8 protein-coding genes are annotated in these 13,359 nt (G+C 45.4%); 3 read left to right on the forward strand and 5 right to left on the reverse strand.

Annotation, left to right across the window (positions count from 1 at the left end; translation table 11 throughout):
- Positions 1 to 67: 67 nt before the first annotated feature.
- The 5 genes from vmeQ to NL643_RS09705 form a co-directional block, all read right to left on the reverse strand.
- A complete protein-coding gene (gene vmeQ, locus NL643_RS09685) occupies positions 68 to 3,208 on the reverse strand; it encodes an efflux RND transporter permease subunit VmeQ (RefSeq protein ID WP_253644344.1) in 3,141 nt (1,046 codons plus the stop codon).
- A gap of 10 nt (positions 3,209 to 3,218) precedes the next feature.
- Positions 3,219 to 4,361, reverse strand: a complete 1,143-nt coding sequence (gene vmeP, locus NL643_RS09690) for an efflux RND transporter periplasmic adaptor subunit VmeP (RefSeq protein ID WP_005391278.1) — start codon at positions 4,359 to 4,361, stop codon at positions 3,219 to 3,221.
- Between the two features lie 90 nt (positions 4,362 to 4,451).
- Positions 4,452 to 5,243: a hypothetical protein gene (locus tag NL643_RS09695; protein ID WP_253644345.1), complete on the reverse strand. Its 792-nt coding sequence runs from the start codon at positions 5,241 to 5,243 to the stop codon at positions 4,452 to 4,454.
- Positions 5,244 to 5,772: 529 nt separating this feature from the next.
- Complete coding sequence (locus NL643_RS09700) at positions 5,773 to 7,932, reverse strand: prolyl oligopeptidase family protein (RefSeq protein WP_253644346.1); 2,160 nt, start codon at positions 7,930 to 7,932, stop codon at positions 5,773 to 5,775.
- Positions 7,933 to 8,138: 206 nt separating this feature from the next.
- The gene (locus tag NL643_RS09705) at positions 8,139 to 9,710 is read right to left on the reverse strand and encodes an ATP-binding cassette domain-containing protein (protein ID WP_253644347.1); all 1,572 of its coding nucleotides are present in this window, start codon (positions 9,708 to 9,710) and stop codon (positions 8,139 to 8,141) included.
- A 391-nt stretch (positions 9,711 to 10,101) separates the two neighbouring features.
- On the opposite strand from NL643_RS09705, the gene NL643_RS09710 reads away from it, so the two are divergent.
- From NL643_RS09710 to NL643_RS09720, 3 genes are all read left to right on the forward strand, one after another.
- The gene (locus NL643_RS09710; RefSeq protein WP_005392539.1) at positions 10,102 to 10,527 is read left to right on the forward strand and encodes a universal stress protein; all 426 of its coding nucleotides are present in this window, start codon (positions 10,102 to 10,104) and stop codon (positions 10,525 to 10,527) included.
- A gap of 167 nt (positions 10,528 to 10,694) precedes the next feature.
- Positions 10,695 to 11,312 (forward strand): NAD(P)H-dependent oxidoreductase, encoded by a 618-nt coding sequence (locus NL643_RS09715; protein ID WP_005392538.1) that lies wholly within the window; start codon positions 10,695 to 10,697, stop codon positions 11,310 to 11,312.
- Positions 11,309 to 13,267: a monovalent cation:proton antiporter-2 (CPA2) family protein gene (locus NL643_RS09720; RefSeq protein WP_253644348.1), complete on the forward strand. Its 1,959-nt coding sequence runs from the start codon at positions 11,309 to 11,311 to the stop codon at positions 13,265 to 13,267. The genes NL643_RS09715 and NL643_RS09720 overlap by 4 nt, the downstream gene beginning before the upstream one ends.
- Positions 13,268 to 13,359 lie beyond the last annotated feature (92 nt).

The raw sequence follows: 13,359 nt of genomic DNA on the forward strand, positions 1-13,359 counted from the left end.
AATGAAAGGCATTGGCCAATCGCACACAGCGTGGAGGTGTTGTGGAGTCAGTCGGTTGAAATCAGCGTTATTGCTCGCTCACCTCAAGTTCAGTGGGTTTCTTTCGCTTAAACTTCTCGCGCAGAGATTGCATCATCACGAAGAACACTGGCGTCAGTAACGTGCCTACAAACGTAGAGAGAGTCATGCCGCCGAATACCGCAAAGCCCAGTGAGTGACGAGATGCCGCACCAGCACCCGATGCAATCACCAACGGGAATACCCCCCAGATGAAGGCGAACGCAGTCATCTGTACTGCACGGAAACGGATTCGAGCAGCTTCTTTGGCAGCATCAATGATGGATAAGCCCTTTTCTTCTCGCAGAACTTTGGCAAATTCCACGATAAGAATCGCCACTTTGGCGGACATACCGATCAAGATGACCACACCAATCTGCACGTACAAATCGAACGGTTGTCCCACCAGCAGTAGCGTTCCCATTGCGCCGAGAATCGCGACTGGAACCGCCATCATTACCGCAGCAGGAATGGTCCAACTTTCGTACTGAGCCACCAAGAACAAGTAGGTGAACAGTAAAGACAATGCGAACGCGATTGGCGCCATGTTGCCTGCTTTCATCTCTTGGTAAGTCATGCCTGACCACTCGTACGAGTAACCACTTGGCAAGGATTCCGCAGCCAGTTTTTCGATGGCTTTTACAACATCACCCGAGCTGTAACCTGGCGCTGGCGCACCGTTCACGGTTGCAGAACTGAACATGTTGTAGTTCGACAAGGTATCAGGGCCGAAGATCGGCTTCACTTTCACTAGTGTTGCCAGTGACACCATTTTTCCAGAGCTTGAGCGAACAAACAGATGGTCGATGTCGTCGATGTTGTCACGGTATTGATCTTCTGCTTGCACTTTCACTTGGTACGAACGACCAAACAAGTTGAAGTCAGAAATGTATGCACCGCCCAATTGTGCTTGCAGTGTGCTGAAGATTTCATTCAACGGTACGCCCATCGAAATCGCTTTATCGCGGTCAATATCGATGTAACGTTGCGGAATGTTCGCACGGAAAATCGAGAACGCACGCGTCACTTCAGGCAGTTGATTGATTTGGGCAACAAAATCAGCGGTTGTTTGTGCCAACTCTTGTGGAGAACGGCCCAAGTTGTCTTGCAGCACAAGGTTGAAACCATCCACCGCACCCATGCCTTTGATTGCCGGCGTCGCGAAAACGAACGAAGCGGCATCTGGCGTTGAGTTCAGCATTTGGTTAACTTTATTCATCAATGCGCGTTGGTGTAGCTCAGGGTCTTTACGTTTGCTCCAGTTATCCAGTTTGATGATCAACATGCCCGAGTTTGGAATCGACGCCATGTTAATTACCGAGAAGCCCGCAACCGAAACCACGTTCTCCACACCTTCCATCTGTTTTAGCTCATCAACGTACTTCTTCATTAATGGTGCAGTACGCTGCAATGCTGCTGCGTCTGGCAAACGCATTTCGACCATGAACACGCCTTTATCTTCGTTCGGTACGAAAGAAGAAGGTACGGTCATGAACGCAAATGCCAGCACCGCAATAAGCGCGCCATAAACACCGATACTCAGCACAATACGACGGCTCAAGAAGCCAACTAAACCTTGGTATTTGCGCGTTATTGCTTCAAAACCTCGGTTAAACGCACGCAAAGGCGCAATAGGTTGCGAGTGAGTAGATTTCAACATCAACGCACAAAGCGCAGGCGTTAACGTCAATGCGTTGATCGCAGAGATCAGCACCGATACACAGATGGTGACCGCGAACTGGTTGAACATTCGACCAGAAATACCCGGCAATAGCGCAACCGGTACGAATACCGCCAACAAAATAAGCGTTGTTGCCAATACTGGCCCCGTCACTTCTTTCATAGCTTGGATCGTGGCCGGAATCGGGTCTAAATGCTCTTCATGGATAACCCGCTCCACGTTCTCCACCACGATGATCGCATCGTCCACCACGATACCGATGGCGAGGATCAAGCCAAACAACGAGATGGTGTTGATGGTCATGCCCATCACGCCCATGATTGCGAACGTCGCAATGATGGAAACCGGAATCGCTAATGTTGGAATGATGGTCGCTCGCCAGTTCTGCAAGAAAACGTACACAACGAAGGTGACAAGAAGTACCGCAATCACCAGCGTCTCGTACACTTCATCAATCGATGTCTCTACGTATTCGGTAGAGTCATACGCGATGTCGTAGACCAAATCATCTGGGAACGATTTCTCGTACTCTTTCATTGCCTCTTTCACGCGTTCCATCACGTCTAGCGCGTTCGCTGTCGGCAACTGGTACAAGGCCAGAACGGCAGCTGGTTCGTTATTCATACGACCATCAGCTTCGTAACCTTGTGCGCCAACTTCGACACGAGCCACATCTTTCAAGCGAATCAAAGAACCTTTCTTGCTCGCGCGGATGATGATGTTCTCGAACTCTTCCGCAGAAGTAAGGCGGCCTTTGGTTTGCAAAACATATTGATATTGCTGGTCACCCGGAGCTGGCATACCACCGATCTTACCCGCCGCCACTTGGATGTTTTGCGTTTTAATTGCGCCAATAACATCACTAGCGGAAAGCTTCAAGGTGGCCAGTTTATTTGGGTTCAACCAAATACGCATTGAGTAGTCTTTCTTACCCAGCAGCGTAATGTCACTCATACCTTCGATACGTTTTAAACGCTCAACGATATTGAGATCCGCATAGTTAGAGAGGTAGATACTATCGTGAGACTGTTTCGGAGAACGCAGTGTAATAACGCCCAACATGTCGGAAGATTTCTTCTTAACCGTCACACCGATTTGGTTTACTTCTTGTGGGAGAGAAGACGTCGCTTGCGCCACCAAGTTGTTCACACGAACCTGTGCCATATCGCCATCTGCGCCCACTCGGAAGTAAATACGCAATGTGTATGAGCCATCGTTACCAATCACAGAAGACATGTAAATCATGTCTTCAACGCCGTTGACTTTGGCTTCTATCGGTTGTGCTACGGTCTTTTTAACCACGTCCGCGTTTGCACCCGGATACATGGTGCTCACCGTAATTACCGTTGGAGAGATTTGAGGATACTCAGAAATTGGCAAGACTTTCAGGGCGATCATGCCCATCAATGTCATCGCCAGTGAGATCACCAAAGCAAACTTCGGCCGGTGAATGAAAAATTTACTTAACATCAGTACTCACTCAGCCTTGTTCACTCTGTAGTTCAACGTCTTTCACCGTTGCACCCGGACGCACTTTTTGTAGACCATTGACGATGACTTTTTCGTTAGCCGCCAAGCCAGTCAGCACAGCACGTTTCACACCGTAGGTCTGACCAAGTTCAACGTTACGACGTGACACCACGTGATCATCACCAACCACCATGACGTAGTCACCCGCTTGGTCTTGCTGAACAGCCGCCGATGGGATAAGCAAACCATCAATGGTTTTGTTGCGCAGCTTTATGGTCAAGTTGCCATATTCACCCGGCATAAGCGCGTAAGTTGGGTTATCAAATTGTGCTTCTGCTCGAATTGAGCCTGTTTCTAAATCGATCTTGTTGCCAACAGCGTAGATCTTGCCATCAAGTGGATACAATGAGCCGTCTGAAAGCGTCAGTGTTAAATCAACATCCAGTTTGTCATCGTTACGATGGGCCACATCAATCGCACTTCTTACGCGGCGGTAGAGCTTCTCATCCACATCAAAGCCAAAGCGAATTGGGTCGATTTGAGTGATCGAAACAAGAGGAACGAGTTGAATTTTCGAAATACGGTCACCCACTCGGAAGTTGCTGAAACCCACGCGGCCAGAGAAAGGAGCACGCACAGAGCTAAATTCAAGATCGAGCCTTGCTGAAACCAGCGTCGCTTTCGCCTCTTCTACCGAAGCAATCGCTGCGGCGTGCGCGGCAATGGCGTCATCGTATTGCTGCTCACTGATGCTTTTATCTTTGATGAGTTTCTTCACACGTTCTGCATCACGCGTAGTTTGAACGAGTTGTGCTTTTGCTTTTTGCAACGACGCTTTTGCATACGCCAGTGCCGCTTTGTAAGGACGGTCGTCGATTTCAAACAGCAATTGGCCTTTTTCTACCATATCGCCATCTTTAAAATGAATCGCGGTTAATTCGCCACCGACTCGAGGCATAATATCAACGTCATTTACCGCTTCAGTTCGACCGATAAAAGTATGATAAGGAGTGATTTTTGTTTCGGTTAGGGTAACGGTTTCAACAGAGGGTGCTTGGGCAGTTTTCGTTGCGATATCGCCAGTTTTGCATCCTGATAGTAATGCAGAAGATATAGCAATAGATACCAACGCAAATTTATATTTGGCTTTCATGATAAACCTACTTTATGTAGAAAGTGCCCTAGCCTAAATATTTAAATATATGGATAAACACACTTTCTATTCTGGAAATAAACGAGGGTGTTAGAATTGGTAGTTAAATTCGATACGGTGATCACCATCACCGAAATTAACGTGCTCATTCCAGTTTGCAAAGTAACGAATATTTGCGCGAGGATTAATTTGATAAGACAACGCAAACTCATGAGTTAAGATATTATCTTCACCCGCGTAATAAGTATCTCTATATTGACTAGCCCCTGATAATGTATGCATATACATTGGGTTGTAGTTAATCCAGATTTTATCGGTTAATTCAATTTTTGAGTACATACCAACAACGGTGAAAGTACCTGGAATTTCATAACCTTTATCATCACCACTAAAATCATTAGCAATAGTGACACCCGCACCAGCCAAAGGAAATAACTGCAACATGCCAAACTTAGGTAGGCCTTGAATAAAGCTATAAGATGCATCTAATTTATCGCTATCAACATCGTAGTTTACATCCAATTGACGGCCTAGACCTTTTGCGACTTCTACTTGGAAATTACGTAGTCGGAAAGAGTCAATGCTGTCATCAACATTGGCATACATTGGATCGTCATTGTCGCGAATGCCAAATAACTCACCACCAATGCCTTTCATTTCGATGATGTTCATCGCCATAGTGCCAGGCTGGCTAGATTGGTAAGTTTGACCGATTTTGATGTTCGCGCCTTTGTCAGTAATACCAAAGCCCGCTTGGGTGTAAACCGCAAGTGGGTCAGACATATCTTGTAGTTCTTCGTCATTATTTGTCTGAGCATAAGCAGAAGACGCGAGTTGAAGGGCTGCTGCCATGATAACAACAGACGGTTTCACTAAATTCATAAACTGTATCCATTTTAATGATTATAAAATTATTCACGTCATGAGGTCATCATAAATAGCAAGCAACACAACTCGCTTTGGATAATATAAATTATCAAAGCAAATTTAATAATGACGAAACATTAGACGTTTTAATTAAAATAAAATAAAGCGTCGTAAAAGTTCAATCACTGCTACTTATATCTTATATAACTTGAAATTTGGTAAGCTTTACGAAGAAGGGAATATTAAAACTTATGAAAATTCAATTATCATTAGAACAAATGATTAATTAAATTTACCATATAAATAAGGAGTGCAATGGTGTTAGGTGATCGCGATCAAGTTTTATTTGTATCGCATATTACTCTTCAGGTAAAGAAGAGAGTTGTAATAAATTGCAAATACCTTAATTTAATTAGCCTTGCGGTAAATTTAGAATAGTTACTCCACAATAAAATAAAAGGGAATCACACTCTGTGATTCCCTTTTATTTTCGATTGCAAAAGCACCGATGCATTTCGTTAACTAAAAACGCAAACGATTCGCACTATTGCAGTTTCTCTATCCCCATATTGAACAGTGCAAAGCTATAAATATCTGCATTTGTCTCAATTATTTTACGCGTTGGTGTGCCAGCACCATGCCCTGCATTGGTTTCGATGCGAATTAAGGTCGGATTTGAACCCGCTTGCTTCGATTGCAACTCAGCAGCAAATTTATATGAGTGAGCAGGAACAACACGGTCATCATGATCACCGGTTGTAATCAATGTTGCTGGGTATTCCTCCCCTGCTTTTACATTGTGCACTGGCGAATAACCTTTCAGATATTGGAACATCTCTTTACTTTGCTCTGCCGTGCCGTAGTCATACGCCCAACCAGCACCTGCGGTAAAAGTATGGTAACGCAGCATATCCAGTACGCCGACTGCTGGCAGCGCCACTTTAAACAGCTCTGGACGTTGCGTCATAACGGCCCCCACTAACAAGCCACCATTCGATCCACCGTTAATGGCTAACTTGTTTGATGACGTTACCTCTTCATCAATTAGAAATTCAGCCGCAGCAATAAAGTCATCAAACACATTTTGCTTTTGCATTTGAATGCCAGCGTTGTGCCATTCTTTGCCATATTCCCCACCACCACGAATGTTCGCTACCGCGTAAACACCACCAAGCTCTAACCAAGCCGCACGTGTCGGGCTAAAAGATGGTGTGAGGTTAATGTTGAAGCCGCCATAACCATATAGGATGGTTGGTGCACTGCCGTCCATCGGTGTCCCTTTTTTATAGGTGATGATCATCGGCACTTTTGTTCCGTCTTTTGAGGTGTAAAACACCTGGCGAGAGTCATACAAAGCTGGATCAAATGGCGCTTTAGATTTGTAGTACACCTCGCTATCACCATCTTTGATGTTCAGACGATACGTAGTGCTTGGCATCTTGTAGTTGGTGAAAGAATAGTAGACTTCGGTTTCTTCTTTTTTACCCGAGAAACCGTATGCACTGCCAATATCAGGCAATTTGATTTCTCGAATGAGTTTGCCGTTCATGTCGTATTGCTTCACCATCGAGATCGCATCAACAATATAGCTCGCAAACAAATTGCCACCCGCGGTAGAAACGCGTAACACATTCTTTGTTTCAGGAATCAAATCTTTCCAGTTTTTGGGCTGCGGCTGACTCGCATCCACCGTCACGACGCGTTTGTTCGGCGCATTAAGGTTCGTAACCAAGTACAGTTTCGTGCCTTGGTTGTCTATCACCCAAGTATCAGAGCTGGTGTTATCTAAAATGGTTTTAAGCGGGCTGTTTGGCTTACTCAGATCTTTAAAGAACAGTTTGTTACCCGATGTCGATACGCTGGCTGAGATAAACAAGTAGCGTTCATCATCCGACGTATAACCGCCAACATAACGGTATTTCTCTTCCTCAAACCCGCCGAAAATCAGCTGGTCTTCACTTTGTTTTGTTCCAAGGGTATGAAAGTAGAGCTTGTGTTGATCTGTCTTCGCGGAGAGTTCACTCCCCTTTGGCTTGTCATAACTTGAGTAATAGAAACCTTGATTGCCGAGCCAACTGATACCGCTGAACTTAATATCCACCAGCGTTTCACCGACTGGCTTTTTGGTTTCTGTGTCTAACACAATGACTTTGCGCCAATCGCTACCGCCTTCCGAAATGCTGTATGCGACCAAAGAACCGTCTCGTGAAAAGCTCACTCCCGCTAACGATGTGGTGCCATCTTCACTAAAAGTATTTGGATCGAGGAAAATTTCTGCTTCACCATCACCTAGCTGCCGATAAAGCACATCTTGGTTTTGTAGCCCGTCATTTTTGTAGAAATAAGTGAACTTACCCTCTTTGAACGGTTGACTTTGTTTTTCGTAATCCATGAGCTTAGTAATGCGCTCTTCAATCTGCTCGCGGTAAGGGATTTTCAACAGATAATCAAACGTCACTGCATTTTGTGCCTTCACCCATTCTACGGTTTCTGGGCTGAGATCGTCTTCCAACCAGCGATAAGGATCACTCACTTTTGTACCAAAGTAGTCATCGACAACATCCACTTTTTGTGTGGTTGGGTACGTGATGGCTTTCGGGTTTACCTGTTCAACCGACGACTGCGCCGCTTCATTTGCATGCGCCACAGACAACACACTTCCGAGTGCGAGAGCCGTTGCGAATGCTAGGGTGTTCTTTTTCATGAAATTCCTTTTTATTTTTCTGTTGTCTTTTTGTGCAATACATCAGAACTCTACTATATATCGACAAAATGAATCTAATTTCATTAAACGAGTTGTGAAAGCCATCCTAACTCCCTCATTTCCCGCCAATTCTACATATCGGTAAGTGGCGGTGTAGAGCTTAGGAACAACGCTGAAGAGCTACGATGGCGTTTACTCTCTTTCGTTTAATTCAGTTCGATTTGACGCAAAACCCCAGACTCAGAAGCGAAATCTTGGTCGTGACTAATCAGAACAAATCCACCTTTGTATGCATTTAACGCCTGACTAAGCATTATTTTTGACTCGAGATCGAGATGATTATCTGGTTCATCAAGCAGCAGCAAAGGCTGGGAGTGTTGATGGCTGACGATCAGCATTGCGAGCTTCATCTTCTCGCCACCGCTTAGTACGCATCCCAACCGAAACACAGCGTCTCGACGAAAACCGATCCCCGCCAGTAAGGTTCTCGCTTCACTTTCCGTCATCTCTTGGCAGGTCTCCATTACGTTCTCAAGTAACGAAAGATTTGGATTCACTGCGCCAAAGTGTTGGTCAAGATAATACAAGGGTGTATTCACTTGCAGCTCACCACTCAGCAACGACAACTCGCCAAGCAACGTCTTTAACAAGGTTGACTTTCCGCAGCCATTTTTCCCTTTGAGATGGACTTTATCGTTCGCAAAAATCTGCAAAGTGATAGGAGTAGAATCTCCAAAAGGCAATATACCTTCTTGTATCGACAACACTTTTCGCGAACGGTTCGGATTATCTGCAAGATAAAGCTTTTGCGCTTTGAGCTGCTCATGTCGCGATTGCAACGCCCGCTCTTTGGCTTGTAAATGCACTTGTCTGAGTTGCTCATTCTTATTCCGATTTGAGGCGCTGGCGGTCGCGCTATCCTTTTTGCCATCAAGCAAAATTTTGGGCTGACTGCCGTCTTTGCGCAGTTTGTTCCCTTGCGCGGCGCGTTGGTCTGCTTTTTCGCGATTTTTCTGGGCTTGCTCAGCTAACTGTTTTTTCTGTTTATCGACCTGCGCTAACTGCCTTTCGACCGCTTGTAGCTCAGTGCGTTTTTGCTCGGCATACACATCGTAATTTCCACCAAAAACTTGTAAGCCTAAGCCCGATAGTTCCCAAATTTCCTCCATTGCTCGAAGCAGCTCACGATCGTGACTGATGAGTAAAATCGCGCCACCGAAATGCCTCATAGACTCTATCAGCCATTGTTTCGCCTCGGTATCGAGGTGATTGGATGGCTCATCGAGAATCAAAAGCTCCGTTTCGTTTTCAAACAACTTCCATAACTGCAAACGCGCCAACTGACCACCACTGAGCCGAGCACAAGAGAAATCAGGGTCTTGCGGTAATCCCATCGCAGCGAGCTGCTGTTTGAGTTTCAATTCAATATCCCACTGCTCGCCAACCAGTTCGAACCAATGTTCAGAAACATCACCTTGTTCAATCTGCTTTAAAGCATGCAAGACCGCATCTTTGCCCAGAAACTGGGCGATCGATTGCTGACCTGAAAGCAAATCAGACGGCTGCTGGCGATACATCATGAAAGAAGAGGGAGAAGTCACAACACCGCTGGCAGGTTGAGTTTCGCCCGCCAAAATGGAAGCCAAAAGCGACTTACCGATGCCATTGCGCCCAACCAAACCAACACGTCGTTTAGTCATGGAACAAGAAATAGACTGGAATATCGTCTCGCCATTATCAAACTGATGGCTAACATTAAAAGCTTGTAAAACTGGCATAATTTGCCTCCTGTATGACAGGGACAACAGCCGTAGCTATGATTTGAGATTGCAACAAAACGCGTGCACAAACGCAGTAAGCTTTATGTAAAGCTCGACGATAAACGTCAAATAAAAAATTTGTCTTGTTGCAAAGAAATATCGGAAAGTGAGCTACGCCTACTAACCCTGCAGATCCAAAAAATAAGTAAAAATATGGATAACAGGTTTAGTTCTTCATGTTGGCGTAATCTCCTAGAGAAATGATTTGCGAAGTTTAGCGGGTTTTCTGACTAAAAAGCAAGCAGCATTATTTATCAAAACTTTGAACGAATTCGAGATCTTATCTACACAAATTTTGCCCAAGCCATACTATGCTTACAGTAAAGCTAATCCACATAAGGGCGTGGTAATGAAATACAAACATATCCTTGTTGCACTCGAACTGTCCGATGAGAGCACTGTTCTGATCGACAGGGCCGTAGCGATGGCTAACTATCTCGACTCCGATATTTCATTCATCCATATTGATGGAACTCACGGGGAAATTTATCGTGAGCTCGTAGACATTAAAGAGAACCCAGACCAAAGGCCGCTGAATGAGCACTCTATGGAATGTTTGAGAACATTCAGTGAGTACATGGATTATCCACTCAAACACTTCTTCGTGGGTACTGGTGATTTAGCCGATAAGCTCGAAATTACCATCAAAGAGCAAGAAGTGGACTTGCTGATTTGTGGCCATCACCAAGATTTCTGGAGCAAAATCATTTCCTACTCAAGACATCTTATCAACAAGTCACCAGTCGATATTTTAGTCGTTCCTATTCATGATTAATTAAAATTTGACGCTTGCCAAAACCACCAACTTATTTGGTGGTTTTTTATTGATATTGAAACAGCTTAAGCACTTTTCCAAGCTAGCTTGACGGCCATTTATGAGTTACATTTTCTAACCAACCTGCGCTCCTACCGGGCATGGTTATTTAGATAGCAAGGATCCTTATGGCGAATAAAAAAGTATTAATTCTCTTTGCTCATCCTTCCCAGCATCGTTCAGAAGTGAATACTCCACTTTTCAAAGAAGCTCAAAAAATTGAAGGCGTGACATGTGTTGATCTCTATGGTGAATACCCTCGTTTCGATATCAATATCGACCGTGAACAACAACGCTTGCGTGAGCATGATGTAGTGGTTTTTCAATTCCCACTATATTGGTATTCAACCCCAGCAATTTTAAAAGAGTGGCAAGATCTGGTTTTGGAGTATGGCTTTGCTTACGGGACTGAAGGAACCGAACTACAAGGTAAAACCATGCTGTGCGTACTTTCGGCCGGCGGCAAGGAAGAAGCCTATAAAGCCGAAGGCTACAACCATTTTACGATTCGGGAACTGCTCGCTCCTATTGAGCAAATGTCAGCGCTCACGGGTATGCACTACATTGCGCCTCTTGCTTTGTTCGGCGCACGTACAGCCGAAGAAGAAGGACGAATTCCCCGTCATGTCGAACGGTACAAAAGCCTGCTAACAGCATTAGTCGAAGATAGACTGGATGTTGAAGCAGCTGCGTCATTAATCAAACTCAACAGCGCACTTCCGAAGCTCATCAAGGAGGCTTCATGACAGGGATATTCTTACAAGCCTTCGTGTATTTGATTGCCGCTGTAATTGCGGTACCACTTGCCAAGCGTTTAGGGCTCGGTTCAGTTTTAGGTTACCTCATCGCTGGTGTGGTAATTGGTCCAATTATCGGTTTAGTCGGTGAGGAAACAACGACAATTCAGCACTTTGCCGAATTTGGCGTGGTGATGATGCTATTCCTAGTGGGGTTAGAGCTAGAGCCTAAAATGCTCTGGTCAATGCGAAATCGTTTAATGGGCTTAGGTGGTCTTCAAGTTGGCGGTACCATCGCGGCGATTATGGGTATTGCCCTGTACTTTGAGCAGCCTTGGACCATTGCCTTAGCCATCGGTTTGATTTTCGCCCTTTCTTCTACCGCGATTGTTTTGCAAACTTTTAGCGAAAAAGGGTTAACGAAGACAGAAGGCGGACAAAACGCGTTCTCTGTTTTGCTTTTCCAAGATATCGCTGTTATCCCGATGTTGGCCTTTATTCCATTGCTGGCACTGCCGGAGTTAGTCGAACAAGCACAAAGTGCCGTTCAAACGGCTGCGCAGCATCATGACGATTTAAACCTCGTGGCAGATTTACCGGGCTGGGCGTACGGAATAGTCATCACAGCATCGATTGCGATTGTTGTCGTTGGTGGTCACTTTTTAAGTCGACCTCTGCTGAGCTATGTTGCTAGCTCTGGGCTGCGTGAGATTTTTACCGCCACCGCATTGATGCTGGTGATCGGCATCGCAGCACTGATGAGTTTAGTGGGCTTATCTCCTGCCTTAGGAACCTTCTTGGCTGGCGTTGTATTGGCGAACAGCGAATTCCGTCACGAGTTAGAGTCCAATATCGAACCATTTAAAGGGTTGCTGCTGGGTCTGTTCTTCATCACCGTCGGCGCAGGGATCAATTTCTCAGTTCTATTTGGTGACTTTTGGTTGATCATGGCACTGACCATTGGCGTGATGGTATTGAAAGCCTTGGTGCTATTTATTCTCGCGCTGATATTTAGAGTGAAAGGCAGCAACCGCTGGCTGTTTACCTTAAGCTTGGCTCAAGCGGGTGAATTTGGTTTTGTGTTGCTAAGCTTCTCTGTGCAAAACCACGTCATTCCGTTTGAACTCTCGCAAACGCTTGCGCTGGTTGTTGCTATCTCAATGTTCTTAACGCCAGGTTTGTTCATTCTATTTGACAAATTAATACTGCCGCGTTTTGAAACTCAATCAAACGAAAGGGAAAGCGATACGATTGAAGAAAAAGGCACAGTAATCATCGCTGGTATCGGCCGTTTTGGTCAGATTGTTAACCGCTTGCTTGTTTCTAATGGTGTAACAACAGTGGTGCTCGATCACCAAGCCAACCAAGTCGATAACATGCGCCAGATTGGCACTCGCGCTTATTTTGGCGATGCGACTCGACCAGATATGCTGCACACTGCAGGCATCGAGCATGCGGCTGCGTTGGTCGTCGCAATTGATAACCAAGAATCAAGTGTGGAATTGGTGAAGTACGTCAAACACACGTACCCCAAAGTAACGGTGATCGCACGCGCCTTTGACCGTGGTCACGGCTATCTTTTGCGTCAAGCTGGGGCTGATATTATTGAATCGGAAACCTACCATTCCGCATTGGAGATGGGCGGTCACACGATGAAAGCACTTGGTATTCATCCCTTCTTTGTTGAGCAGCAAAAAGCGACATACAAGCGTGTTGAAGCACGCAAGTCCGAGCTACTCTATAAAGCTTGGGAAGATGATTCTGAAGGCGAACGTTATGACAACAATTTCCGACAACTGTTTATTCAGTTAGAGGAAAAAATGGCGGAAGAGATGCAAAAAGATCGCCATGACAAACTCTCGCGCTCAGAACGTGGATGGACTCCACCGCCGAAAGGTTACGCCGATGACTTCAATGAAGATAACGTTCAAGAACTAACACCGCCGAGAGAAGAGCCGCTCTGACGGTAACTTGCTCAATATTAAAAACCTCCCGTTTGGGAGGTTTTTCTTTTTCAGTACCGAGTCACATGCCGTGCAGGATAAAATGATCTTCT

The sequence above is a fragment of the Vibrio sp. Y42_MX_L11 genome (genome assembly GCF_024181785.1).
Taxonomy (GTDB): domain Bacteria; phylum Pseudomonadota; class Gammaproteobacteria; order Enterobacterales; family Vibrionaceae; genus Vibrio; species Vibrio diabolicus.

Excerpts from the sequence above, each read along its gene's own strand:
- vmeQ (WP_253644344.1), bottom strand. The coding sequence starts at position 3,208 with ATGTTAAGTAAATTTTTCATTCACCGGCCGAAGTTTGCTTTGGTGATC.
- vmeP (WP_005391278.1), bottom strand. The coding sequence starts at position 4,361 with ATGAAAGCCAAATATAAATTTGCGTTGGTATCTATTGCTATATCTTCT.
- NL643_RS09695 (WP_253644345.1), bottom strand. The coding sequence starts at position 5,243 with ATGAATTTAGTGAAACCGTCTGTTGTTATCATGGCAGCAGCCCTTCAA.
- NL643_RS09700 (WP_253644346.1), bottom strand. The coding sequence starts at position 7,932 with ATGAAAAAGAACACCCTAGCATTCGCAACGGCTCTCGCACTCGGAAGT.
- NL643_RS09705 (WP_253644347.1), bottom strand. The coding sequence starts at position 9,710 with ATGCCAGTTTTACAAGCTTTTAATGTTAGCCATCAGTTTGATAATGGC.
- NL643_RS09710 (WP_005392539.1), top strand. The coding sequence starts at position 10,102 with ATGAAATACAAACATATCCTTGTTGCACTCGAACTGTCCGATGAGAGC.
- NL643_RS09715 (WP_005392538.1), top strand. The coding sequence starts at position 10,695 with ATGGCGAATAAAAAAGTATTAATTCTCTTTGCTCATCCTTCCCAGCAT.
- NL643_RS09720 (WP_253644348.1), top strand. The coding sequence starts at position 11,309 with ATGACAGGGATATTCTTACAAGCCTTCGTGTATTTGATTGCCGCTGTA.